This window comes from Acinetobacter bohemicus ANC 3994 (assembly GCF_000367925.1).
In the GTDB taxonomy this organism is placed as follows: Bacteria; Pseudomonadota; Gammaproteobacteria; order Pseudomonadales; family Moraxellaceae; genus Acinetobacter; species Acinetobacter bohemicus.
Genome location: NZ_KB849168.1, coordinates 317,338 through 340,697, shown reverse-complemented (window position 1 = coordinate 340,697; position 23,360 = coordinate 317,338). Strand labels below are relative to the sequence as shown.

General features: G+C 41.9%; 21 protein-coding genes. 11 read left to right on the top strand and 10 right to left on the bottom strand.

The features are described from left to right. Position 1 precedes the first annotated feature (1 nt). The 3 genes from lptG (at position 2) to F994_RS09310 (ending at position 3,945) form a co-directional block, all read left to right on the top strand. Complete coding sequence (gene lptG / locus F994_RS09320) at positions 2-1,072, top strand: LPS export ABC transporter permease LptG (RefSeq protein ID WP_004650068.1); 1,071 nt, start codon at positions 2-4, stop codon at positions 1,070-1,072. Between the two features lie 123 nt (positions 1,073-1,195). Further along, positions 1,196-2,743 carry a 2,3-bisphosphoglycerate-independent phosphoglycerate mutase gene (gene gpmI, locus F994_RS09315; protein WP_004650066.1) on the top strand — a complete coding sequence of 516 codons (1,548 nt, stop codon included), beginning with the start codon at positions 1,196-1,198 and terminating at the stop codon, positions 2,741-2,743. Between the two features lie 26 nt (positions 2,744-2,769). Beyond that, positions 2,770-3,945 carry a S41 family peptidase gene (locus F994_RS09310; RefSeq protein WP_004650065.1) on the top strand — a complete coding sequence of 392 codons (1,176 nt, stop codon included), beginning with the start codon at positions 2,770-2,772 and terminating at the stop codon, positions 3,943-3,945. Positions 3,946-3,950: 5 nt separating this feature from the next. On the opposite strand, the gene F994_RS09305 is transcribed toward F994_RS09310, so the two are convergent. The 3 genes from F994_RS09305 to gacA are packed head-to-tail and all read right to left on the bottom strand — an operon-like array spanning position 3,951 to position 7,615. Then, positions 3,951-5,363, bottom strand: coding sequence for a sigma-54-dependent transcriptional regulator (locus F994_RS09305; protein WP_167555803.1), 1,413 nt, complete (start codon positions 5,361-5,363; stop codon positions 3,951-3,953). A 15-nt stretch (positions 5,364-5,378) separates the two neighbouring features. Continuing rightward, on the bottom strand, positions 5,379-6,947 hold the full coding sequence (locus F994_RS09300; RefSeq protein ID WP_004650063.1) for a sensor histidine kinase: 1,569 nt from the start codon (positions 6,945-6,947) through the stop codon (positions 5,379-5,381). A gap of 32 nt (positions 6,948-6,979) precedes the next feature. Continuing rightward, complete coding sequence (gene gacA, locus F994_RS09295; RefSeq protein ID WP_004650062.1) at positions 6,980-7,615, bottom strand: response regulator transcription factor GacA; 636 nt, start codon at positions 7,613-7,615, stop codon at positions 6,980-6,982. Between the two features lie 219 nt (positions 7,616-7,834). Here gacA and pbpG point away from each other — a divergent pair, with 219 nt between their 5' ends. The 3 genes from pbpG to F994_RS09280 all read left to right on the top strand — a co-directional run bounded on the left by pbpG (position 7,835) and on the right by F994_RS09280 (position 10,467). Further along, entirely contained in the window at positions 7,835-8,887 is a 1,053-nt protein-coding gene (gene pbpG / locus F994_RS09290) for a D-alanyl-D-alanine endopeptidase PBP7/8 (protein WP_004650061.1), read from the top strand. A gap of 164 nt (positions 8,888-9,051) precedes the next feature. Next, on the top strand, positions 9,052-9,681 hold the full coding sequence (locus F994_RS09285) for a DUF6915 family protein (RefSeq protein WP_004650059.1): 630 nt from the start codon (positions 9,052-9,054) through the stop codon (positions 9,679-9,681). Positions 9,682-9,708: 27 nt separating this feature from the next. Further along, on the top strand, positions 9,709-10,467 hold the full coding sequence (locus F994_RS09280; protein WP_004650058.1) for a hypothetical protein: 759 nt from the start codon (positions 9,709-9,711) through the stop codon (positions 10,465-10,467). A gap of 73 nt (positions 10,468-10,540) precedes the next feature. Here the strand turns inward: F994_RS09280 and thrC are convergent, their stop codons facing one another. The 4 genes from thrC to xerD form a co-directional block, all read right to left on the bottom strand. Then, positions 10,541-11,680 (bottom strand): threonine synthase, encoded by a 1,140-nt coding sequence (thrC, locus tag F994_RS09275; protein ID WP_004650057.1) that lies wholly within the window; start codon positions 11,678-11,680, stop codon positions 10,541-10,543. Between the two features lie 57 nt (positions 11,681-11,737). Then, entirely contained in the window at positions 11,738-13,042 is a 1,305-nt protein-coding gene (locus F994_RS09270) for a homoserine dehydrogenase (RefSeq protein WP_004650056.1), read from the bottom strand. A gap of 123 nt (positions 13,043-13,165) precedes the next feature. Then, positions 13,166-13,981, bottom strand: coding sequence for a DsbC family protein (locus tag F994_RS09265; protein ID WP_004650055.1), 816 nt, complete (start codon positions 13,979-13,981; stop codon positions 13,166-13,168). A 191-nt stretch (positions 13,982-14,172) separates the two neighbouring features. Next, positions 14,173-15,090, bottom strand: coding sequence for a site-specific tyrosine recombinase XerD (gene xerD / locus F994_RS09260; protein WP_004650054.1), 918 nt, complete (start codon positions 15,088-15,090; stop codon positions 14,173-14,175). Between the two features lie 172 nt (positions 15,091-15,262). Between xerD and F994_RS09255 the strand changes: the two genes are divergently transcribed. The 5 genes from F994_RS09255 to ftsW all read left to right on the top strand — a co-directional run bounded on the left by F994_RS09255 (position 15,263) and on the right by ftsW (position 20,406). After that, the gene (locus F994_RS09255) at positions 15,263-15,526 is read left to right on the top strand and encodes a FeoA family protein (RefSeq protein ID WP_034696995.1); all 264 of its coding nucleotides are present in this window, start codon (positions 15,263-15,265) and stop codon (positions 15,524-15,526) included. Further along, positions 15,523-17,379, top strand: a complete 1,857-nt coding sequence (gene feoB / locus F994_RS09250; protein WP_004650052.1) for a ferrous iron transporter B — start codon at positions 15,523-15,525, stop codon at positions 17,377-17,379. The genes F994_RS09255 and feoB overlap by 4 nt, the downstream gene beginning before the upstream one ends. 47 nt (positions 17,380-17,426) lie before the next feature. Continuing rightward, on the top strand, positions 17,427-17,678 hold the full coding sequence (locus F994_RS09245) for a DUF6587 family protein (RefSeq protein WP_004650051.1): 252 nt from the start codon (positions 17,427-17,429) through the stop codon (positions 17,676-17,678). A gap of 163 nt (positions 17,679-17,841) precedes the next feature. Next, a complete protein-coding gene (gene murD / locus F994_RS09240) occupies positions 17,842-19,188 on the top strand; it encodes a UDP-N-acetylmuramoyl-L-alanine--D-glutamate ligase (RefSeq protein ID WP_004650049.1) in 1,347 nt (448 codons plus the stop codon). 21 nt (positions 19,189-19,209) lie between these two features. Next, the gene (gene ftsW / locus F994_RS09235; protein WP_004650048.1) at positions 19,210-20,406 is read left to right on the top strand and encodes a putative lipid II flippase FtsW; all 1,197 of its coding nucleotides are present in this window, start codon (positions 19,210-19,212) and stop codon (positions 20,404-20,406) included. Between the two features lie 484 nt (positions 20,407-20,890). Here the strand turns inward: ftsW and gluQRS are convergent, their stop codons facing one another. The 3 genes from gluQRS to cpdA all read right to left on the bottom strand — a co-directional run bounded on the left by gluQRS (position 20,891) and on the right by cpdA (position 23,359). Further along, entirely contained in the window at positions 20,891-21,808 is a 918-nt protein-coding gene (gene gluQRS, locus F994_RS09230) for a tRNA glutamyl-Q(34) synthetase GluQRS (protein ID WP_004650047.1), read from the bottom strand. Positions 21,809-21,812: 4 nt separating this feature from the next. Further along, positions 21,813-22,340 carry an RNA polymerase-binding protein DksA gene (dksA, locus tag F994_RS09225; protein WP_004650046.1) on the bottom strand — a complete coding sequence of 176 codons (528 nt, stop codon included), beginning with the start codon at positions 22,338-22,340 and terminating at the stop codon, positions 21,813-21,815. A 209-nt stretch (positions 22,341-22,549) separates the two neighbouring features. Next, on the bottom strand, positions 22,550-23,359 hold the full coding sequence (gene cpdA, locus F994_RS09220) for a 3',5'-cyclic-AMP phosphodiesterase (protein ID WP_004650045.1): 810 nt from the start codon (positions 23,357-23,359) through the stop codon (positions 22,550-22,552). Position 23,360: the final 1 nt, after the last annotated feature.

Here is a 23,360-nt window from a genome sequence, read left to right as displayed (position 1 = left end):
AATGTTAGCACGTCGAATAATTGCCAAACATGTGACCAAAACCACCGCATTAGCGATGCTGGGTGCAACTGTTGTGCTATCGGTTCTACAAGTTTTATTTACCTATTTAGGTGAATTAGGTGAGTTAAATGAAACCTATACTGCGTGGAATGCTTTGGTTTATGTACTTTGGAGTGCACCTCGCTACTTATATGAAATCTTGCCGATTGCGGCCTTAATTGGTGCTGTACTGGGTCTAGGCACGTTAGCGTCCAATGCTGAATTGGTGGTGATGCGTTCCGTCGGGATTAGTTTGTGGCGCATTGTGGGTTGGGTAATTCGCTCGGCATTAATTTTGGTGCTGTTGTCCTTTGTGCTCAGTGAATGGGTGATTCCATACACCAATGAACAAGCCAAAAGCGTGAAAGATCACCGCAGTGTCAGTTCATTGGGTGAAGTCAGTGGTTATTGGACACGCGAAGGTCAGCGTTTTATTTATATTGATTATGCCAATGCACAAGGACAGCTCAAGCATGTTCAAGTGGTTGACTTTGATGAGCGTTATCACTTGAAAGGGGTGTTAAATGCGGCAGAAGGCCAGTTCATCAAAGATGGCGACTGGAGTCTAAAAGCGGCTTCGCAAATTGACATTTTACCGCAGGGCAATGCAACAGTGGTTAAAGCAGAACAACTGCCTTTGGCTTTGGCGCTGCAACCTAAATATGTGCATATGGTGACCATTGATCCGGAGGATTTATCGCCAAGTCAATTGGTCAGTTTTATGAGTTATATGCATGAATACAGCCAAGTACCGAAAACGTATAAACTGGCATTTTGGCAGAAAGTGGCTTCACCGTTTGCTTTAATTGCATTGGTACTGATTGCTTGTTCCTTTATTTTTGGTCCTTTACGTCAACAGTCAATGGGTTTTCGTTTGGTGATTGCCTTGTTTATTGGCTTAGGATTCTTCTATCTACAAGATTTCTTGGGCTATGCAAGTTTAGTGTATTCACCTTCACCAGCATGGTTTGTGTTTGTACCGATTATTTTCATGATGCTGGCGGGCGGTTATTTACTGCGACGTGCTCGTTAATCATTGCATAGAGCCTGATAAAACACGGTGCATGATCCGCTTTAGGCATGATCTGCACATAGAGTCTTGACCGAAAATTCGGTAAGATATAACGATGAAATTGTAAACAAAAGAGTGTTCATTATGACGGGTGCAACTGCTGGCAAAATCCCTCACGTATTGGTAATTATGGATGGTGTAGGGCATCGCGAAGCGGTCGAAGACAATGCTTTTTTAGCAGCCAAACGACCTAATTTAACGGCTATGCAAGAAAAGCATCCACATAGTTTGATTTCTGGTTCTGGTGAAGATGTCGGTCTACCGGATGGTCAAATGGGCAATTCTGAAGTGGGTCACATGAACCTTGGTGCAGGTCGTGTGTTGTATCAAGACTTCACCCGTATTACCAAAGACATTCGTACAGGTGCTTTTTTTGAGCATGACGTTTTGATTGATGCGGTGGAAAAAGCCAAAGCTGCACAGGGTGCTGTACATATTCTGGGCCTGTTGTCACAAGGTGGCGTACATTCGCATGAAGACCATATTGTGGCGATGTGTGAGTTGGCCTTAAAACGTGGTGCGAAAGTATATTTGCATGCGTTCTTGGATGGTCGTGATACACCGCCTAAAAGTGCCCAACCTTCTTTAGAAAAATTAGAGGCTGTTTTTGCTCAATATCCGGGTCAAGGGCGTATTGCGACCATGATTGGTCGTTATTTTGCCATGGATCGTGACAATCGTTGGGATCGTGTTGAACAAGCCTATCGTTTATTGACTGAAGGCGAAGCAATACGTACAGCGACAACAGCCGTTGAAGGCTTAGAACAAGCTTATGCTGCTGAAGAAAAAGATGAATTTGTCAAAGCGACGCGTATTGGCGATGTGGCTAAAATTCAAGATGGTGACAGCGTTGTCTTTATGAATTTCCGTGCGGATCGTGCCCGTGAAATCACCAAAGCATTTGTCGAAAAAGATTTTGCAGCTTTTGAACGTAAAGTGGTTCCAAAGCTGTCTAAATTTGTGATGTTGACCCGTTATCAAGCCACGATTGATGCACCTGTGGCCTATATGCCAGATGCCTTGCAGAACTCGATTGGTGAATATTTATCGAATTTAGGTAAAACCCAACTGCGTATTGCTGAAACTGAAAAATATGCCCATGTGACTTTCTTCTTCAGTGGTGGTCGTGAAGATGAATATCCAGGTGAAAAACGCATCCTCATTCCATCACCCAATGTGGCGACCTATGACCTTAAGCCTGAAATGAGTGCTTATGAAGTGACCGATGAATTGGTGGCTGCAATTAATTCAGGTGAATTTGATTTGTTGGTGGTCAACTTTGCCAATGGTGATATGGTCGGACACACAGGGGTATTTGATGCTGCTGTGAAAGCAGTGGAAGCGGTAGACACCTGTTTAGGTCGTGTCTATGAAGCGGTGATGGCACAAAAAGGTCATATGCTGATCACGGCTGACCATGGTAATGTCGAACAAATGCAAGACTACAAAAGTGGTCAAGTCCATACGCAACATACCACTGAACTTGTGCCCTTCATTTACGTAGGACCAACTTCTGCAACGATTGCTGAAGGGGGTGTACTTGCCGATGTCGCACCGACCTTATTAAGCTTAATGCAAATTCCTGTACCTAAAGAAATGCAAGGTCGTAATTTGATTACTTTGGCATCATAAAATAAATCGTATAAACAGGTGAACGGATGGCTTTACAACGCTGGAAGATGGTTGTCACTTTAACCACGTTATTCATGTGTGTGAGCCATTCAGCTCTTGGGGCGGTGAAAACTCCGCCTGTTTTAGATTTTGATGATGAGGTTGAACAAAATTATGCTGAAGTTCCGGTGGAATCGATTCAGCAATTTGTGCAAATTTATAGCATTGTCAAAGACAATTATGTCGATGAAAAAAATGATGATGCTTTATTTCAACAAGCGATTAAAGGTTTGGTCGGTGGACTAGACCGTTATTCTCGTTATTTAAGTCCAGAAGATTATAAGCTGCTGTTACAATATACCGAAGGCGATATGGCCTCGGTTGATTTTGAATTGATTTATGATTCACAGCTACATCAGTGGGTGATTCAAGGCCTAAAAAGTAATGCCGATTCGACCAAACAGGGTCTACGTAATGGTGTTGCTGTATTTAAGATTGATGATCAAGAACTAAAAAAACTCAATCATGATCAAGTGCATAGTTTACTCAATGGCGCTATTGGTTCGACTTTAAGTTTACAATTGGCTCAAAATAGTGCGCCACTGACTTTAGTTCGCAATAAAAAAATAGAAACCGATATACAAGCGAATGTCTTGCATAATCAAGTTTTAGTGATAAAAATAAAAGTTTTTCAACAAGATACAGCCAATGAAATTAAACGCTTAATTGAAGAGCATTCTTCTTCACGCTTGAAAGCGGTCTTGCTTGATTTAAGAAATAATCCCGGTGGGCTATTATCTGCTGCGGTGGAATCCGCGGATTTATTTTTGAATCAAGGGCTGATTGTCTCGACCAAAAGCCGTTCTGAGGGTGATCAACAATTTCAAGCCTTACCGAGTTTTGAATTTCAAAATTTAAAGCTGGGTATTTTAATGAATAGCCGTTCTGCTTCAGCTGCTGAAGTCTTTACCGCAGCACTCAAAGATCATGGCCGTGCATGGGTTGTGGGGGAAAAAAGTTATGGAAAAGGGGTGGTGCAAAAATTATTCCCTTTGTCCAATGGTGCGGCTTTGCAGATGACGGTATCGCATTACTACACGCCTAAAGGCAACATGATTGAAGGGGTTGGAATTCAACCTAATCAGCAATATCTGCTGCAACATGACATGAAAGAGGAAAACTATCTTGAGCATGTTGCAGAGATTATTCTCAACCATAAATAAATGGTTTATTCATCATCGGTATCTAAGCCAAATTTCTTTAACCGGTAGCGTAAAGAACGAAACGACATGCCGAGTTTTTTTGCTGCCAGCGTTCTGTTCCAATGGGTTAGATTCAGTGCATTGAGTAAAATATCTTTTTCAATATTTTCTAAATAAAGCTCTAAACCTTCATCGGGTAACTTTTTCGAAGACAGTAGAATTTCAGTGCGAGGAATGAGGGTTGATTCCTGATCTGCGATTGTACTGACGACAGGGTAACGTAATGGCGCACTTTGTAAGTTCGGCAAGTCAATTTTTTCGTCATCACTTAAAGTCATGGCGCGTTCAATAATATTGCGCAGTTCTCGGACATTACCGGGATAATATTGACCTAGCAAAAAGTTTCTGGAACGCTCCGTCAATTGCTTGCTTGGAATACCCCATTCTTGACTAATTTTTTGAATAAAATGATGCGCCAATAAAATAATGTCATCGCCGCGTTCGCGTAGTGGCGGAAGCACAAGATCCATCACATGAATACGGAAAAACAAGTCTTGGCGAAATTTACCTTGTTGTACCAAGGCTTCCAAGTCTTGATGACTGGCGCTAATGACCCGAAAATCGACATCAATTTCAGCGTCCGAACCGACAGGGCGAATACGTTTTTCTTGCACCGCACGAAGCAGCTTGACCTGCATACTTAAAGGCAGTTCAGCCACTTCATCTAAAAATAGACTCCCGCCATGTGCCGACTGAATCAGCCCTTGTTTATCTTGCGTTGCACCAGTAAAGCTACCTTTTTTGTGCCCAAACAGCTCACTTTCCATCAGTTCAGTTGGAATCGCACCACAGTTAATCGCGATAAAAGGGCCTTCGTTGCGATTACTTAAACGATGGACCAGATTGGCAATGACTTCTTTACCTGTACCTGATTCACCCGTAATAAAGACCGGTGCTTGAGAGCGAGCGATTTTATTTAAGGTAATGCGTAATTGTTGAATCGGCAGCGATTGTCCAATCAGTAATTTTTGTTCCAGACTGTCTTCTTTGCTGTTGAAATGCTCGATGGGTTTGTTTAAAGCTTTTTGTAAAAGTTGTTGCAAATGTTTTTGATTAATCGGTTTGCTGACAAAATCAAAAGCGCCGGCTTTTAATGCGGCAATCGCAATTTCCATATTGCCATAGGCCGTCAATACTGCCACGGGCAAGGATGGAAAGCGCTGAGTCAACCATTCTACCAACTGTAGTCCATTACCATCAGGTAAATTTAAATCGGTTAAACAAGCATCATAACTATTTTCAGATAAGAGTTTTTTGGCTTGTTCTAGACGATGTGCAATATGAGTTTTTATGCCTATACGCGATAAAGACATTTGCATGAGCGTACACAAGTCTTCCTCATCATCCACTAACAAAACAAGTGGTTGTCGTTCCACAATTACACCCCAGTAATATTAATTTAAAGCAACATGTGGGCATTCTATTCGAAAGCATGCCCCTTGTTTTTGTTCTACGTAGTTGAGTTCTGCTTGATTTGCTTCGCAAAAGCTACGTGATAAGTATAATCCTAAACCAGTTCCTGTAATTTCGGTACTAAAAAAAGGTTGAAATAAATAAGCCAGGTCTTGTGAAGCTACGCCTGAACCAAAATCACGCACATCAATTCGAACATTAGATTCATGGGCATAAATATTTAATTCAATTTTTGCATGCGCTGGAACATTATGCCGAATTGCATTACGCAGCAAGTTAATTAGAATTTGCCGCAGTTGAGCTTCATCAAAAGTGATCGCCATTTTATCTTGGATGTTGTAGTTAATTTGCTGTGCAACATCAGCTAAATCTTCTTGTAGGAATGTTGGGATAAACTGATTGAGTTGTAATTGTGTGGGATAGGTTTCTTTATTTCGTACCATATTAAGCGTGTCTTGGATGATGCAATCAATCCGGAGCGCTTGTTTAGCAATCATCTGACTTAAACGCTGTTGCTGATCGAGATCACTGCCCGCCAAAAGCTCATTGGCTTGGACAATCGCTGCGAGTGGATTGCGAATTTCGTGCGCAATACTGGCTGAAAGTTGTCCTAATGCTGCAAGTTTTAATTGTTGTACTTTTTGATTGAGTTTACGGGCATCTTGTAGCACCAACAGGGTGAGGGTCTGATGGGGCACAATTAATTTTTGTACTTCAATGTGCATATGATACAAACTCAATTGTGACTCGAACTGAAATTTCTCGCCGTTTTTGAGCTGATCAAATTTGAGTAATTCAAATAAATCGGGTTGGGCTTTGTATAAGGGGAATTTATCATAAGCATAGAGTGGCGGAATACCCAACAGCATACATGCAGCAGGATTACTGAGCACAATATGACAGTTCTCATCTAAGACCAAATAACCCAGTTCAATCTGTTCTAAAATATAACGGTTCAAATTTTGTAGTCGATTAAGTTCCAAAGATTGCGAAAAATTTAAATTTTCCAACAATTGGAAGCGTCGAACTGCTAATTGACCACTGCCATAGACGACAAAAAACAAAAAAGCCAACAGGGCGCTATTGCCGATATTATTGAGGGATGAAAAATCAAATAAGCTGCCTAAAAAAAGCTGGTAAACCACACTAATCACCGCAATCAGGGTAATGACCAATGCCTTTTTTGCATCGAGTAATAAAGATGCTGCAAAAATGGTGATCACAAAAAGCAGGCTTAAATGCAGATTAGGGCCATCCATGGCTAAAGTCAGTAAACTTAAAGCAATGACATCGGCTGTAAAGATCAAAATGAATTGTTGTGGGATTTTATATTTTATTTTTCTAATTAAAATCAATTGAATAAAATTGATTGTGACATAGCCAATCAGTACATAAAGATAGAGTTTTGGATATTGATAATCTGTATTTAAGCGCTGATAAGTGAGTACGAAAATCAGTAGAAGACATGTCGCAATAATCAGTCTATAGGTGGCATACCACATGCCTAAATGATATTGATTAAACTCAAAAATATTCGTTTTTTGCGTCATGCATGTCTTCTAGAAAGCGAAATCAAAAAGTATTAAGGTTTAATTAGCCCATACCGAATGGCTAAATGGGTCAGTTTTACATCACTGTCTAAATTCAGTTTTTCGAAGATACGATAACGGTAAGTATTGACGGTTTTCACACTGACAAACAGTTTGTCGGCAATTTCCTGTGCACTAATACAATTCACCACCATCATTGCCACCTGCATTTCACGTTCTGATAATGCATTAAATGGCGACTGTTGTGTATCTGAAAGATATGAACTGGCCAGTTGTTCTGCAATATCGGCACTAAAATATTTGCCACCTTGCATGACTTTGTTGATGGCACGAACCATCTCGGTGACTGGAGCACCTTTGGTAATATAGCCTTTCGCACCGGCTTTTAATAATAATGAAGGGTAAGGCTCTTCCGCTAAACCACTCACAGCGAGGACTTTGGTCTCGGGTGCGGTTTGCAATAGGCGTCGGGTGGTTTCTACCCCACCAATGCCCGGCATGTTGACATCGAGTAAGACTACATTGGGGTGATGTTGACGGACTAAGGTAATCGCTTCTTCTCCAGATTCAGCTTGACCAATGACTTGAACATCCGCATGGTCTTCGAGCATTCGGCAAATTCCGGTACGTACCAACTCATGGTCATCTACTACTAAAACTGTGATCACCTAGTTCTCCCTCAAATAAAAAAAAGCATGTTTTTTGTTACATAAAGCAAAATAAGCTTGCAATGAAATGACAAAATTAGCAATCCTATTCTTAATCTTTAAATGAAATGTTATGCACAATGTGATGAGCGAGAAACTGTTCACCTTTGTGTCTAAATGTAAGGCATATTTGAGGTAATACACAAATGTATCTTACCTCCCAGAGTTGAGTAAACTATCGTGAAAAATTCAAATAAATCTTTAATGCATGTGCTAGGGATGTCTATCTTACTTAGCATGAGTTCAAGCAGCTTTGCAGAACTCATCATGGATGCATCTGGGGGGACAGGTCAAGCTGCTTTAAATTGGTCCTCTGAAGATGCGAAACAACTTCTCAATGGTGATGTTTCATCATTAAACGATGAAGCAACGCCACAAGGTTCAACTAAAATCACCACCTCTGTGCGCAGTTCGAATGCTGTCGTATCGCATGCTGCGCCTAAAACTGTACAAATTTTAAATAATTCGCGTTATAGCAATCAACCCGCGGTCAATGCACGTGCAGCATTGGTCATGGATTCTCAAACAGGTGAAGTGCTATACAGTAAAAATACCAATGCTGCATTGCCGATTGCATCCATCACCAAACTGATGACTGCGGTGGTCATTGCCGATGCTAGACTAAATATGTCTGAAGACATTACTTTGCAAGCGGTTGATTTTGCAGGAGCAGGCGGTAAAAATTCAAGCTCGACTTTACGTGCTGGCGACTCAATGAATCGTGCGGAAGTTTTATTGTTGGCTTTAATGAAGTCTGAAAATCCGGCTGCCGCGGCTTTAGCTCGTACTTACCCGGGTGGTCGAGCTGCTTTTGTTTCAGCAATGAATAGCAAAGCAAAATCTTTAGGTATGACGTCCGCTCATTATTATGAATCGACTGGGCTTGATCCACGTAATATCGCTTCTGCACGTGATTTAGGTATTTTGGTCAGTGCTGCTTATCAATATGGATTAATTCGTCAATTCTCAACCACGGCAAGCTATGACTTTAATTTGGGTTATCGTGTGTTGAAATCGAATAATACCAATGCTTTGGTGCGTAATGGTGGTTGGAATATCAATATTTCAAAAACCGGCTATATCAATGAAGCAGGGCGCTGTGTCGTGATGCACACCACTTTGAATAATCGTCCGGCAGTGGTGGTGCTATTGGGTGCAGACAGCTCTCAAGCGCGTACTGAAGATGCCATGCGTTTAATGAATTGGACAAGTCAGTTACCAAAACGTATTTAATACGGTTTTTAATTCTTACAAAAACTCTTCTTCGGAAGAGTTTTTTTATTCCTTTAGATTGTTATTTACAACGACAGAATGTGTCTCATCTGTCCGTTTTTTCATCGATTTTTCTCAAAAAAAGATTAAGATATAAAGCGATAAAAACCAGATGACAACAGATTATGAATGCTATGCAGCATGCGCGTATTTCGGCTAAGCGTTGGGGCGGAGAAGCTGAAGATTATTATGAAGTTCATCGCTTTATTGATAGCACCAAAAGCCTGTGTAGCGATGCTCGCCATCGTATTTTACACACGCTTTGGGGGGTAAATAGCGTTGTGGTTCCAATTTATGGGCATAGTCTGCTCAACAGTGCAGGAAAGTCGGTCGATCTGAAAGATCTCTGTGAACGTGATCATTTGTTGGTGGATTATCAGCAACGTTTTATTCCCACCTTGGCTGATTTTGTTCGCGCGATTGATCCGGCACGTTTGCCTGTGGGGTTCGAACAAAAAATTGAAAAAATACACCAGTATTATTCAGATCAACCGCAACTTTCACAAATATTGTTATCGCCCTTAGCTTTAACGGGAAAATTACACTCGCTGTTGTTGACCCATAACAGTTGGTTTATCTACGAAATCTTGCCGCGTATGGGCTATCCCATCCGCAATTTAGTGGATCTGGATGGTGCCCCAGAGGACTTTTTTAATGCCATGCAATTTGAATTGTGGATGGATAATGGCATGGCTGTACCTGCCAGTGCTCAGGCACTTAATCAAATAAAACATAATGATCAATACACTTCATAATCAACACACTTAATAAAGGAAATGAACATGCCGACTTTTGTCATCCGTGAAAAATTTTTCGGTTATAACGATGAGGTTTTTTATGTGGCAGGAAACCGAATTGCCAATATTTTTCAGGATCAAGCTGTAGCTGAACAGCACTATAAACAATTAGAAATTGTGGCAGCCCGTAACTTTGCCTTATACGAAGTGGCTTCTTTTTTCGATGCAACAGAAGATGAACTGCAAAAGTATGATGATTTTGTGTTTTCACGTTGTGGAGAACATATTGTCGAGGCGGGCGATATTTCTGAAGATGTTTTGCCCGCAAGTTTGAATGATGCCGATACTTTTGAGTTTGTGCAGTTGGCTCAGATGCAGAGTTATCAATTGGTCAGTTTTGCCGATGAAGTCAAATTTTATGCACTCTGGTCTTTGAAACAGCAAGACTGGATTAAACAATATGATGAATGTTTTGCGGGTCTCATTTATGCGGCCAGTCCCGAATATTTAAAACCGTATATGGAACATGTATTTTCTGAATTTGATGAGCCTAATATTGTCCTTCAGGGAACACTTGATAGCTTAACGCAAAACCCAATATTGATGCAGTCGCTGATCGCAACCCATGCTGGACTTAGTTATAGTCAAGATCAACTACGCATTCAGGCTTGGGATGATGACGCTTTATTTGCGATAAACACCATGTTAAAGCAACCCCTTTTTGAGATACGTGAAATTGCGCTGGATGAGATACAGCGCATTGAAAAAGAGCTGGAAAAAGAATATGGCTATGATTATGAATAAGCAGCTGGGTAGAAAATAGCCCAATAAAAAACCAGTTGCATGCAACTGGTTTTTTATTGCCGAAATTCGATGCTTACATATTAGAAAGAATCGAGGTTTTCACATCATTCATGGTTGCATCAATGGTCAGCATTACTGCATCTGAACATTGTTTGATTGCTGTGTCTGGGTCTTTTAAGCCATTGCCAGTCACTGTACACACAATCACTGAACCTTCAGCAATTTTACCTGCTTTAATGTCACGAATTGCGCCGCCAATTGAAGCTGCAGATGCAGGTTCAACAAAGACACCTTCGTACATAGAAAGCAGACGTTGTGCTTCTAAAATTTCGCTATCTTGAAGTTCATCAAACCAACCGTTTGAATCACGTACCACGGCTTTTGCATGGTTAAAGCTTTGTGGATTACCAATACGAATCGCTGTTGCAACGGTTTCAGGGTTTGCAACTGGGCCACCACGTAGGAATGGTGCAGCACCTGAAGCTTGATAACCGACCATAATCGGTAAGCCCGCAGGTTTTGGCCCTGTGAATTGATCTGTTTCAGCATCGTAAATCACTGGTTCGAATTGCTCTTTCGGCTGATTGGCAACAGCTTCGGTATAACCCATCCAATGTGCAGTAATGTTACCTGCATTACCCACAGGTAAGCAGTGATAATCAGGTGCACGACCTAAAGCTTCAACAATTTCGTAAGCAATGGTTTTTTGACCTTGCAAACGGTAAGGGTTGATTGAGTTCACAATCGTGACTGGTGCTTGATCCGCCACTTCTTTGACCAAACGCATACCGTCATCAAAGTTACCACGGATTTGCATGGTGATTGCGCCGTACATCATCGCTTGTGCCATTTTACCCATGGCAATTTTGCCTTCTGGGATTAAAACGAATGCTTTGATGCCTGCACGAGCTGCATAGGCCGCCGCCGCAGCAGAAGTATTACCAGTAGAGGCACAAATAATGGCTTTAGAGCCTTCTTCAACCGCTTTGGTGACCGCCATGGTCATACCACGGTCTTTAAATGAACCCGTCGGGTTTAAGCCTTCGTACTTCACATAGATTTCAACATCTTTACCAATAATGCGGGGAATGTTCTCAAGCTTAATCAGTGGTGTATTACCTTCACCTAAAGAGATTGCACGAGTGGTTGCAGATACTGGTAAACGGTCACGATAACGGTCAACTAAACCAGTATAACGATTGGCATTAGACATGATGATGTTCCAATTGTGTGTAGAGCTTGGCAAGGGGAAATACTCCCCTTAACCCGATTAATTATCAAGCGATTCTAAACGAATTCGCACAATTTCGCCATGAATGAAGGGGAATGCTTGAATTTGTTCTAAGGCTTCATCCATTTTTGATTCAACCACAGGATCGGTCAAAATCACGATCGGAATCAAATCTTTTAAGCGCGGTTGTTGCATGATGGCATCAATGCTAATTCCGGCACGACTTAAAATTGTGGTGACATCGGCAAGAACGCCAGTTTGATCTTCGGCATTAATCCGAATGTAGTATCCAGTGGTCATTTCTTCGCGTGAAAGAATAGGCAAGTCGCTTAGGGCTTCAAAGGCCAATTGCGGGATGGTACCTGCACCGTCTTCGGTATAGGCAATATCACGTACAATATCGACCACATCGGCAACCACAGCAGACGCTGTTGGACCTGCACCCGCACCCGCACCGTAATACAGGGTCGGACCGACTGCATTGGCTTGCACCAAAATGGCATTTTTCACGCCGTTGACATTGGCAAGCAATTCTTCAGCAGGAATTAAGGTCGGATGGACACGCAGCTCAATACCCTTTGCGGCACGGCGTGCAATCCCCAAATGCTTGATACGAAAGCCCAGTTCTTCAGCATATTTGACATCTTGTGCGGTAATTTTGCTGATGCCTTCGGTGAAGACTTTATCGAACTGTAAAGGAATACCAAAGGCGATAGATGCGAGCAGCGTTAATTTGTGCGCCGCATCAATCCCTTCCACGTCAAACGTTGGGTCTGCTTCGGCATAGCCCAATTCTTGCGCTTCTGTCAGTACATCGGCAAAGGTACGACCTTTTTCACGCATTTCAGACAAAATGAAGTTGCCTGTACCGTTAATAATGCCAGCAAGCCAATCAATTTTATTCGCGGCTAAACCTTCACGAATGACTTTAATAATTGGAATACCGCCAGCAACAGCTGCTTCATAAGCAATCTGTACTTTATGATCATCAGCGGCTTTAAATAGCGCAGTGCCATGTTCAGCCAGTAAGGCTTTATTTGCAGTGACAATATGTTTGCCATGTTTCATGGCTTCCATAATCACTTCATAGGCAGGATGAATTCCACCCATGACTTCAACCACAACGTCAACATCGGGCTGACGTACAATATCGAGCAGATCAGCACTTTGCTTAATTGATTCTGGAAGATCCAAATCGAGACGTGGACGACGCGTACCGACATGGGTAATTTCAATTTCTCGACCGGTGCGACGTCTGATCTCAGCAGCATTTTCTTTTAGTAGTTTAAGGGCACCACCACCCACAGTACCAAGACCGAGGATTGCCAGACGAACTGGTTTCACGTCACACTCCAATATCTAATCAATTTTAAGCGAGTCTAGATCATAGCTAAAAAAAGCATCAGACTCTAGGAAAGAAATCACTTTATCTTCAACTATAAAAATTAGTAAATTAACGAATAAAAATTAGTTATTTAAACGCTGTACTAATTCATCTGGAGAGAGGTAGCCACCGAGGTAAATACCTTCTTCATTATAGATCGCTGGCGTGCCATTAACCCCCATATTTAGACCGAGTTGATATTGTGCACGAACCGGGTTTTTGCAGGTTGCTGGTGGAAGTGGGGCACCGGCAATAGCTTGATTGAAAGCCGCTTGACGATCGGCGCTACACCAAACACTTTCCATGGCTGGCATGAACTGCTCGCCACGTGGCCATGCGATATAACGCACTTCAATGCCTTTGGCATTAATTTCGCTCATGTGTTCATGTAATTTATGACAATACGGGCAGCTGGCATCGGTAAAGACATACACGATATGTTGGGTTTTACCTTGGGCTTTATAGACCAAAAGATCTTCAGTTTTTAAATCAGCCAGTAGTTTTTTGTTGGCTGCCGATTGTAGGTTTTCACTGACATTGTGGATTTTACTATCGCCTAAACGCAGTACATCGCCTTGGATAATGTATTTACCGTCTGCCGTGGCATAGACCGATGACATCCCTTCAAGGTTGACCCAATACAAATTGGGCACTTCAGTGGTTTTAATATCGAGCACTTTGGCATTGATATTGGCTTTTTTGAAGTGCTGTTGCAGGGTTTTAATGAGACGCTGCTGTGTATTACGTTCAGAGAGATTAGAGGCTTCTCCCGTTGCTGGTGCACTCGCGGTTAAGGTGTTTTGCTTTTTTTCATCGTTATTTGAGTTGGAACAAGCACTGATTGCTAAGCTGCTTGCCAAAGTACATGCAATAAAAATTTTTGAGCGGGTAGATGACATAAATAACCCTTTCTTTTAACTATAGATAAAATAGGTGGCTTAGCATAACAAAAAACCGTCATGCTGGTTAGAGGCTCGTGATATTTGAGCAATGGATTGCGTTGTTGCTGAACAACCTTGTGCAGTCATCACCCTGTTGCAAGATCAAAGCTTCTTTACTGAATCATTTTATCTGCGTTCTAGGCATCGCTTTAAGCGCGAGGGTGATGAGTTGCATGTAGTTGTTGCATACGAATTTGAGCCACGTGAGTATAAATTTGTGTGGTGGATAAATCACTGTGCCCCAATAGCATTTGAACCACACGTAAATCAGCACCATGATTGAGTAAATGGGTGGCGAAAGCATGGCGTAAAGTATGTGGTGATAATTCGGCTTGAACCCCCGCTTGTAGTGCATAGCGTTTAATAGCATACCAAAAATTTTGCCGACTCATGATGCCGCCATGCTGGGTTAAAAATACATAGTCTGTGGCAGATTTATACAATTGAGAACGTGCTTCAGTTAAGTATTTTTCAATCCATTCACAGGCCATTTGTCCTAAAGGCACCAAGCGTTCTTTATTGCCTTTACCGACAATGCGCAAATAGCCTTGTTTTAAATTAATCAATTCAAGCCGTAAATTGAGTAATTCAGTTACGCGTAAGCCACAGGCATACAGCACTTCGAGCATGGCACGATCGCGTAGACCCAATGCTGTTGCAATATCGGGGGCATGAATAAGCGCTTCAACTTCTTGTTCTGAAATGTCTTTCGGTAGGGAGCGTCCAATTTTAGGGGTTTTATGGGTCGCCACCGGATTGTCTGAGCGTAATTTCTGCTCACGGAGAAATTTATAAAAAGAACGCAATGCCGAAAGTGAGCGAGCAATGGAACGTGGACTTTTCCCTTGTTTAGTAAGTGTGAGTAAAACATCCGCAACGTCATCGCTAGACCAATCCGGCATTGCAACAGATTTACATTCGCTACATTGAATTAAATCAGATAGATAGGCATTGCGCGTATGCGGGCTTACAGTTTGTGCAATTAAATAATCTCGGAAACCCTGTAAAAAACTTAAATGTTCAGGAATGCCCACAGGCGCAGGAATACGAGGTTTTTTATTCAGCATGTCAGCTCTACATTCAATGGAAAATCCAAGTTTTTCTTGGCTTTCATCAATTTAGAATAATTTTTTTATAATGTCGATGTGCAAGTGCAAGATGAGAATTAGAATCAAACCTTATTTGGTAATTATTCTCATTTGTTTGTATACTGGGGAAAATATTTTAGGATTAGATGCGGTGCGTTTATCTGATTTAAAAGTGAAACAAACAGCCATTATTCACAAAGTCAACCGAACTTTAGATGGCAATCTTGCTCAAAACGATGTGGTAGCCAGTCGTTTAGAGACGCTAGGTTTTGTTCCCGGTACAAAAGTACAGGTCATTACCAAAGGTATTTTTGGTGGAGATCCAATTTTAATTCAAGTTGGATTTACCCGATTCGCACTGCGTAAAGTTGAAGCTGAAAAAATTGAAATTAGTCTTGAGGGAGCACCTGCATGAGTGATGCGCTGCGTATTGCCCTAGTAGGTAACCCAAACTGCGGTAAAACATCTTTATTTAACCACTTGACTGGTACGCGTCAAAAAGTCGCAAACTATGCAGGTGTCACTGTTGAACGTAAAGTGGGGCAGTTTACCCTGCCATCGGGTAAGCCAGTCCGTGTATTAGATTTGCCCGGAACTTATAGTTTAGATGCGACCAGTCCAGATGAAGAAATCACCCGTGATGTAGTACAAGGGAAAATTGCCGAAGAAGGACAGCAAGACGCGTTCTTGTGCGTGGTCGATGCGAGCAATCTAAATCTACATTTAGGTCTGGTGCTAGAAATGATCGCGCTGGGTCGCCCGATTTTACTTGTGCTGAATATGATGGATGAAGCACGTCGCCGTGGCATGCAAATCAACACGCAAAAACTTTCAGAACGTTTAGGGATTCCCGTGGTGGAAACCGTGGCAGTACGTCATTCAGGCATTGAAAACCTGATGAATGCGCTGGATCAAGGTAAATATTCCATACCACATACAGAACTCAGCGGCTTGAATGGCGATAATCATCATAAAATCAGCACCATTTTGCATGATGTTGTCCATTCGGTGGATCAAGAAGATAAGCGTTCTGATTTTCTCGATAAAATATTTTTACATCCTGTATTGGGCTTAGTCAGCCTTGCACTGATGATGTTTGTGGTCTTTCAAGCCGTATTTGCTTGGGCTGCACCGTTCATGGATGGCATTGAAAGCCTATTTGCTTGGTTCGGTGAGTTTGTTGGACAGCATATTTCCCATCCATTGCTGAATAGTTTGGTGGTGGATGGCGTTATTGCAGGCGCAGGCGGCGTTTTGGTGTTTTTGCCACAAATTTTGATTCTGTTCTTCTTTATTTTGGTACTTGAAGAATCGGGTTATTTACCTCGTGCTGCATTTTTACTGGATAAGTTGATGTTTAAAGCCGGCTTAAGTGGTCGGGCTTTTATTCCGTTATTGTCGAGTTTTGCCTGTGCTGTGCCCGGGATTATGGCGACACGAAGTATCAGTGACCCACGAGATCGTTTAACCACGATTTTGGTTGCCCCGCTGATGACCTGTTCAGCGCGTTTACCTGTTTATGCGCTACTGATTGCTGCCTTTATTCCAGAACAATTGGTTTGGGGTGTTTTTAATCTGCAAGGTCTAGTGTTGTTTGGTTTGTATATGGCCGGCATTGTCAGTGCATTACTGGTCTCATTTGTACTGAAATTTTTCCAAACCGATAAATCACAACATATGTTGCTGATGGAATTGCCGAGCTACCGTTTTCCAGATGTGAAAAGTATTTGGATTGGTTTACTTGACCGCGCCAAGATCTTTTTAAAACGTGTCGGTGGCATTATCTTCGCACTGTCTATTTTATTGTGGTTCTTATGTACTTTCCCACAACCGCCTGAAGGTGCGACTTTACCTGCAATTGATTATTCTCTGGCAGGGATGCTTGGTCATGTGATGCAACCGATTTTTGCCCCACTGGGTTTTAACTGGCAGATTTGTATTGCTTTAATTCCAGCCATGGCAGCGCGTGAAGTGGTGGTGGCAGCTTTAGGCACAGTGTATGCCTTGTCTGCGACGGATGATGATGCTGTTGCCCAAGGTTTAGCTTCGATTATTAGTAGTGATGGTAGTTTGGGATGGTCATTGGCGACCGCTTTATCGCTTTTGGTTTGGTTTATTTATGCGCCGCATTGCCTTGCAACATTGGCAACCGTGAAACGTGAAACTGGATCGTGGAAAACGGTCAGCTTTATGACGGCTTATTTATTTGGTTTGGCATATTTAATGTCTTTCCTGACCTATCAAATTGCATCGCATTATTTGGGTTAAATGAATTGGCTTGATTTGATTCAAAATAATGTACAGAGGAGATTGAGATGATTGAAGTTCTTATTATTGCAGCATTGGTGATTTGGAGTGCGGTTGTGGTCTTCAAAAAAGTCTTGCCTAAGACGGCAAACTCAGTCTTTATGGCGTTGTCCAATGTATGTCATCAACAAGGTTGGTCAACATTGGCAAAATGGTTAAAACCTGCGATGGTTTCTGGTTGTGGCGGAAGTTGTGGCTGTGCTGCAACGGAGGACAGCACACAGAAAAAAACAGAAGTCCAAGCGGTAAAATGGAAATAAATCGCCAGTTCTCAGCTGATTTAAAAAAACCGTCTTTTAAAGACGGTTTTTTTACGCACTGACACAAAAAAAGACGCATAAAGTCAAAACAGAAAAAGCATTCAAAACAGCAAAGTGCTAACATTTTGTCAGTTTTAAAAACCGACCAGAAAATGGGGCAAAAATGTTAATACAACGTGGTGGACTAAAAGTCGTTGCAGGGCTCGGAATTTCAGGTGTTGCAGCAGTAAATTTCTTACATGAACATGGCTACCGCGTTGCAGTAACAGATTCTCGCAAGACTCCACCAGGACATGATCAAATTCCAAGTGACGTGCAAACCAGCTTCGGTCAACTTGATCAAGAGCTGCTATTACAAGCCGAAGAAATTGTGATTAGTCCGGGACTGGATCCTCAACTGCCAGAGATTCAAACCGCAATTGCCCAAGGCATTGCCGTGGTCAGTGAAATTCAAATTTTACGCCGCTTTACCGACAAGCCGATCATGGCCATTACCGGTTCAAATGCTAAAAGTACCGTAACCACCTTGATTGGTCTTATGGCGAAAGATGCGGGGGTTAAGGTCGCTGTTGGGGGCAACTTAGGGCGTCCTGCACTGGATTTAACCAAAGATGATCCAGAGCTGTATATTTTGGAATTATCGAGCTTCCAATTGGAAACCACTTCGAATTTACATGCAGAAGTGGCTGTTATATTGAATATGAGTGAAGATCATTTAGACCGTCATGGTGACATGATGGGCTATCACACCGCGAAACATCGTATCTTTCAAGGGGTGAAAAAAGTGGTTTATAACCGTGATGATTCCCTGACGCGCCCATTGGTTCCAGATGCAACCCCGATGCAGAGTTTTGGTTTAAATGCACCAGATATGAACCAATATGGCATCTTAAAAGAAAATGATGGCACCATGTGGTTAGCACGTGGTCGTGAACGCATATTGAAAAGTTCAGAGATGTACATTCAAGGCACGCATAATGTCGCCAATGCTTTGGCATGCTTAGCTTTGGGTGAGGCGATTGGTTTGCCATTGGCATCAATGCTGGACACTTTAAAAACCTTTAAAGGTCTAGAGCATCGCTGTGAATTTGTTAAAGAAGTTCAGGGTGTACGTTATTACAATGATTCTAAAGGCACCAACATTGGGGCGACATTAGCCGCAATTGATGGTCTAGGTGCTGCGATTGAGCCGCAACAGGGCAAAGTCGCCATTATTCTTGGGGGACAGGGTAAAGGTCAGGATTTCACTGCTTTACGCGATGCCTTAAGCAAATATGCAAAGCTGGCGGTGCTGATTGGTGAAGATCGTGCTGTGATTGAACAAGCGATTGCAGGGACAACGACTTTGCTGCATGCGGCATCTTTACAAGAAGCGGTTGAATTATGTCAACAGCATACTCAAGCCCATGATGTGGTGTTATTGTCTCCTGCATGTGCAAGTTTTGATATGTTTAAAGGTTATAGTGAACGTGGACACCAGTTTGTTGAATGTGTGAACACACTTGCTTAGAAGAACGATAAGGAAAGCTGTATGGCTGGGTTAGCTCAGACGACCATAAATAAAATTAATCAGGTCTATAATGCGTGGGGAACAAAAATCCCTGCTGAATTTACGCCACGTAATGTACTCATTTTTTGTGTGATTGCCTTGCTGTGTATCGGCTCTGTCATGGTGGCATCGGCTTCGATGCCCTATGCAGACCGTTTACATGAAAATGCATTTCACTATGTGATCCGACACGGAATTTCAATTCTGGTCGCAGCAGCAGCAGCATTTTTAACTTACAAAGTGTCACTGAATATTTGGTTTAATAACACATTTCCATTGTGGTTAATGACCATTTTATTGCTTGCGGTGGTGTTAATTGTCGGTACTGAGGTGAATGGTTCGACGCGATGGATTCGTATCGCAGGTTTTACTCTACAAGCATCTGAAGTGGCAAAAGTCATGATGGCCATTTTTACTGCCGATTATGTGGTGCGAAGGGCAGAAGAAGTTCGAAATAACCTATCGGGACTGTTTCGTTTAGGTGGTGTCATGGTGATTACCGTCGGTTTAATTCTGGCTGAACCGGATTTAGGTGCCACAGCGGTAATTGTCTTGATGATTTTGGGCGTGTTCTTTTTAGCGGGTGCACCACCGATTCAGTTCATTGGTTTTATGCTGGCGATTATTCTGGGCTTAGCGGCTGCGATTATCTTCGAACCTTACCGTTTACAACGTGCTTTATCTTTTACTGATCCTTGGGCCGATCCATTAGGTACAGGTTATCAGCTCTCTAACGCGCTGATGGCTTTTGGTCGTGGTGAATGGGCAGGCGTAGGACTGGGACACAGTATTCAAAAAATGGCTTATCTTCCTGAAGCACATACCGACTTCATGTTGGCCATTTTAGGTGAAGAGTTTGGCTTCTTTGGCATCGCGACTGTTTTAGCATTGTCTTTTACCATGCTGGTCTGTTGTATCAAAATTGGTCATCGTGCCTTGCAACATCAATATTTACGCGCAGGCTATTTGGCTTATGGCATTAGTATTATTTTCTTGCTGCAAATTTTGGTCAATGCCGGTATGAATATGGGTATGCTGCCAACTAAAGGTTTGACTTTGCCATTCATTAGTTATGGGGGTTCCTCTTTAATTATGTGTGCGGTGATGATCAGCTTAATTTTAAAAATTGATGCAACTACGCAAAAAACCAACCCGAGTAAAGAAGAGTCTAGCTTCTAATTTTAATTCAATTCAGTTGGATTAAAAGTGATTCAGCGATGTGTGGGAAGGCGGTAAGACCATGCTTGGCATGGTCATCTCAGCATGAAGTATTTCCCCCATTTTTTCTTTGGTTTTTGAAAGGATAAATGGGGGAGATCAATTATAAAGAAAAATTCTAAGTTTAGTATTCTTAGATGAGCATTTTAAATTCAATAGTTTGCTTTAAGCATTTTCGTAAAACACCCCATATTAAGCGTAATGCTGTTTACTTAAGAGTAACTCAATGCTTACTCATTTAAAAAATTGCCCCTCTTACGAAGCCATGCTTCTCATCTTTGAAAAAGATGCGAACTATCAAGAATTTAAAATAATTTTATCTTCTTGAAGCCCCCTCCTTTGAAAAAGGAGGGTTGGGGAGGATTTAAAAATGCTTAATTGAACAGCATTGCACATCAAACGATCCTTTTTGAGAGGGATCTTTTAGTTTGATGTGGTTGTGACTTTATAAATACGTCCCTTCGAGTTGGGTAGTATGCGGAATAGATTGGATATCCCACTGAGCAATCGCTTGTTTTAGCATATTGGCTGGTGTGTCTAAATCCACTTCAGGCTGATGTAAAGCACGAATCGCGTGTTGTAATAGTTCAGATGCAAGATTTAAATCGAGTGCTTGAGCCAAGTTTTGTTTAGACAGCTTTTGTCCTTGATCATTCATGGCTAAAGGCAGGTGCATATATTCAAGCTGAGGATAGCCGAGTACAGTACCGAGCCAGATCTGCCGTTCCGTGTTATCCAGCAAGTCTGCACCACGAACCACATGCGTTATGCCTTGCAGATAATCATCGATGACTACAGCCAATTGATAGTTGATAATGCCATCACGACGCTTGAGCACAAAATCACCTAAGTCCCGTTGCAGATTGGAACAGTGCGTTCCTTGCAGACGATCGTCGAAACAAATCTCTTGATTGGAGACTTTAAGACGAATGGCGTGTTGTTGAAAAGGTAGATTTAACTCGCGGCAAGTGCCTGAATAAATATGATTGGAGCCCAACATTTTTCGGGTGCATTGGCAGGCATAAACCAGATGATTTTGCCAAAGTTGATGCAGAACGGATTCATACAGATCTAAGCGGTCTTTCTGACAAATGATGGCGTCATCAGGTTCAAACTGAAAGGCATCGATAGCGCCTAGGATATGCGCTTCACTGTCAGGATAAATACGCGGAATGTCGGTGTCTTCAATACGAACCAACCATGAACCCTGATGTGCTTTGGCATCGCAATAACTCGCCACAGCGGTAATGAGTGAGCCAAAATGCAGAGGGCCGGTTGGCGATGGCGCAAACCGACCCACGTAATTCTCTTCAGCTTTCCCTCCCTTTTTTAAAGGGAGGGTCAGGGAGGGATTACTTAACACAGTATTAACCGTTATTTTGCTTCTCTTTGATTTCTGCTAAAGTTTTGCAGTCAATACAAAGGGTTGCAGTTGGACGTGCTTCCAAACGACGCAGACCAATTTCAATACCACACGTTTCACAGAAACCATAGTCATCATTTTTAATCGCTTCAATTGATTGCTCAATTTTACGAATGAGTTTACGTTCACGATCACGTGTACGCAGTTCAATGGCAAACTCTTCTTCTTGTGTCGCACGGTCATTGACATCAGGCAATGCAGTATTTTCATCTTGCATTGTGTTTAAAGTACGATCGACTTCAGACATCAGCTCTTCTTTCCATGCCAACAGAATTTGGCGGAAATGTTCGAGCTGTCCTTCGGACATATATTCTTCATTTTTTTTCGGCTGATAAGGTGCAATACCAAATAAGCTGGCAGTAGAACCACTTTCTGACGCTTTTGGCTTGGTTTTTCGCACACGTTTTGTAGATTTTTCATCTACAGCATCAGTTTGTTCATCCAAGACTTGATTTTGGTTGTCATTCGCCATATAGGGCATTCCTCATCATATACGCATTATCTATACGCAAAAAATATGGTGATATGCAAGTGTTTTTATCCAACCCTTAGGAGATTCTCCTTCGAGGGGCATCATCATATAGGCTTTTTCGGCTTTTTGATAGTCTTTGATGCTTGGATTCTATCTATCACGTTTTCTTTTGAAGCCATAAAGTAATAGAAAAAAAGCAAAATGAAAAGTTAATAACCTGAAATTTCATTATTAATTTTTTGTTGTACATTTTCTGCACGATAAATTTTAGTTTTTAATTCACCATTTGCTTGTAAATGTAGAACACGAAAACCCGGTGCTTCTTCATCAAGTGCAAAATCATCACTGAAAGGTTTGAACTGAACGCAAGTTGAAGGGGTAGAAAAAAATTGAATATTACGCCATTCATTTAAGGAGTCTTGATGGACATGACCACAGATAACGGCTTTGACATTGTGATATTTGGCTAACAGGTCGGTTAAGTTTTCAGTGTTTTTTAGCTTATGTTGGTCGATCCATTTTGATTTCATGTCGAAAGGATGATGATGACATGCAACAATCACAAATTGCTGTTGGAATTTGGATAAAATTTGATCCAGTTGTTGGAGTTGCTCTTGTTCAATCCAACCATCTACTTTGTCACGCACAGCACTATTGAGCAGCACAATGCTCCATTTACCAAAATGAATGGCATGAACTTGATTTTGATTTTGATAAAACGGGAAATGATCAATATTGTCATGATTGCCCGGAATTTGATAAAACGGGGTGCCGAAGTGTTGCATAAAGGTCAAATAGCGCGCATAGGTTTCTTGCACCGGCACTTGGGCTAAATCACCGGTATGCACGATGGCATCAATATGAGGATATTGCTGCTGAATTTGCTGCATGACGGCATGAAAGCTTTGTTCAGGGTTCATCTGCACAAATTCTAAATCATCCTGATCCATGAGATGTGTATCTGAAATTTGAACGATGGTCCAGTCGCGCTGGTCGTTATGATTCGGGGATAAAGTCATG

Bases quoted from the DNA above. Each gene is read 5' to 3' on its own strand.
- lptG (WP_004650068.1), top strand. From the start codon at position 2: ATGTTAGCACGTCGAATAATTGCCAAACATGTGACCAAAACCACCGCA.
- gpmI (WP_004650066.1), top strand. From the start codon at position 1,196: ATGACGGGTGCAACTGCTGGCAAAATCCCTCACGTATTGGTAATTATG.
- F994_RS09310 (WP_004650065.1), top strand. From the start codon at position 2,770: ATGGCTTTACAACGCTGGAAGATGGTTGTCACTTTAACCACGTTATTC.
- F994_RS09300 (WP_004650063.1), bottom strand. From the start codon at position 6,947: ATGACGCAAAAAACGAATATTTTTGAGTTTAATCAATATCATTTAGGC.
- F994_RS09285 (WP_004650059.1), top strand. From the start codon at position 9,052: ATGAATGCTATGCAGCATGCGCGTATTTCGGCTAAGCGTTGGGGCGGA.
- F994_RS09280 (WP_004650058.1), top strand. From the start codon at position 9,709: ATGCCGACTTTTGTCATCCGTGAAAAATTTTTCGGTTATAACGATGAG.
- thrC (WP_004650057.1), bottom strand. From the start codon at position 11,680: ATGTCTAATGCCAATCGTTATACTGGTTTAGTTGACCGTTATCGTGAC.
- F994_RS09265 (WP_004650055.1), bottom strand. From the start codon at position 13,981: ATGTCATCTACCCGCTCAAAAATTTTTATTGCATGTACTTTGGCAAGC.
- xerD (WP_004650054.1), bottom strand. From the start codon at position 15,090: ATGCTGAATAAAAAACCTCGTATTCCTGCGCCTGTGGGCATTCCTGAA.
- feoB (WP_004650052.1), top strand. From the start codon at position 15,523: ATGAGTGATGCGCTGCGTATTGCCCTAGTAGGTAACCCAAACTGCGGT.
- F994_RS09245 (WP_004650051.1), top strand. From the start codon at position 17,427: ATGATTGAAGTTCTTATTATTGCAGCATTGGTGATTTGGAGTGCGGTT.
- murD (WP_004650049.1), top strand. From the start codon at position 17,842: ATGTTAATACAACGTGGTGGACTAAAAGTCGTTGCAGGGCTCGGAATT.
- ftsW (WP_004650048.1), top strand. From the start codon at position 19,210: ATGGCTGGGTTAGCTCAGACGACCATAAATAAAATTAATCAGGTCTAT.
- dksA (WP_004650046.1), bottom strand. From the start codon at position 22,340: ATGGCGAATGACAACCAAAATCAAGTCTTGGATGAACAAACTGATGCT.
- cpdA (WP_004650045.1), bottom strand. From the start codon at position 23,359: ATGACTTTATCCCCGAATCATAACGACCAGCGCGACTGGACCATCGTT.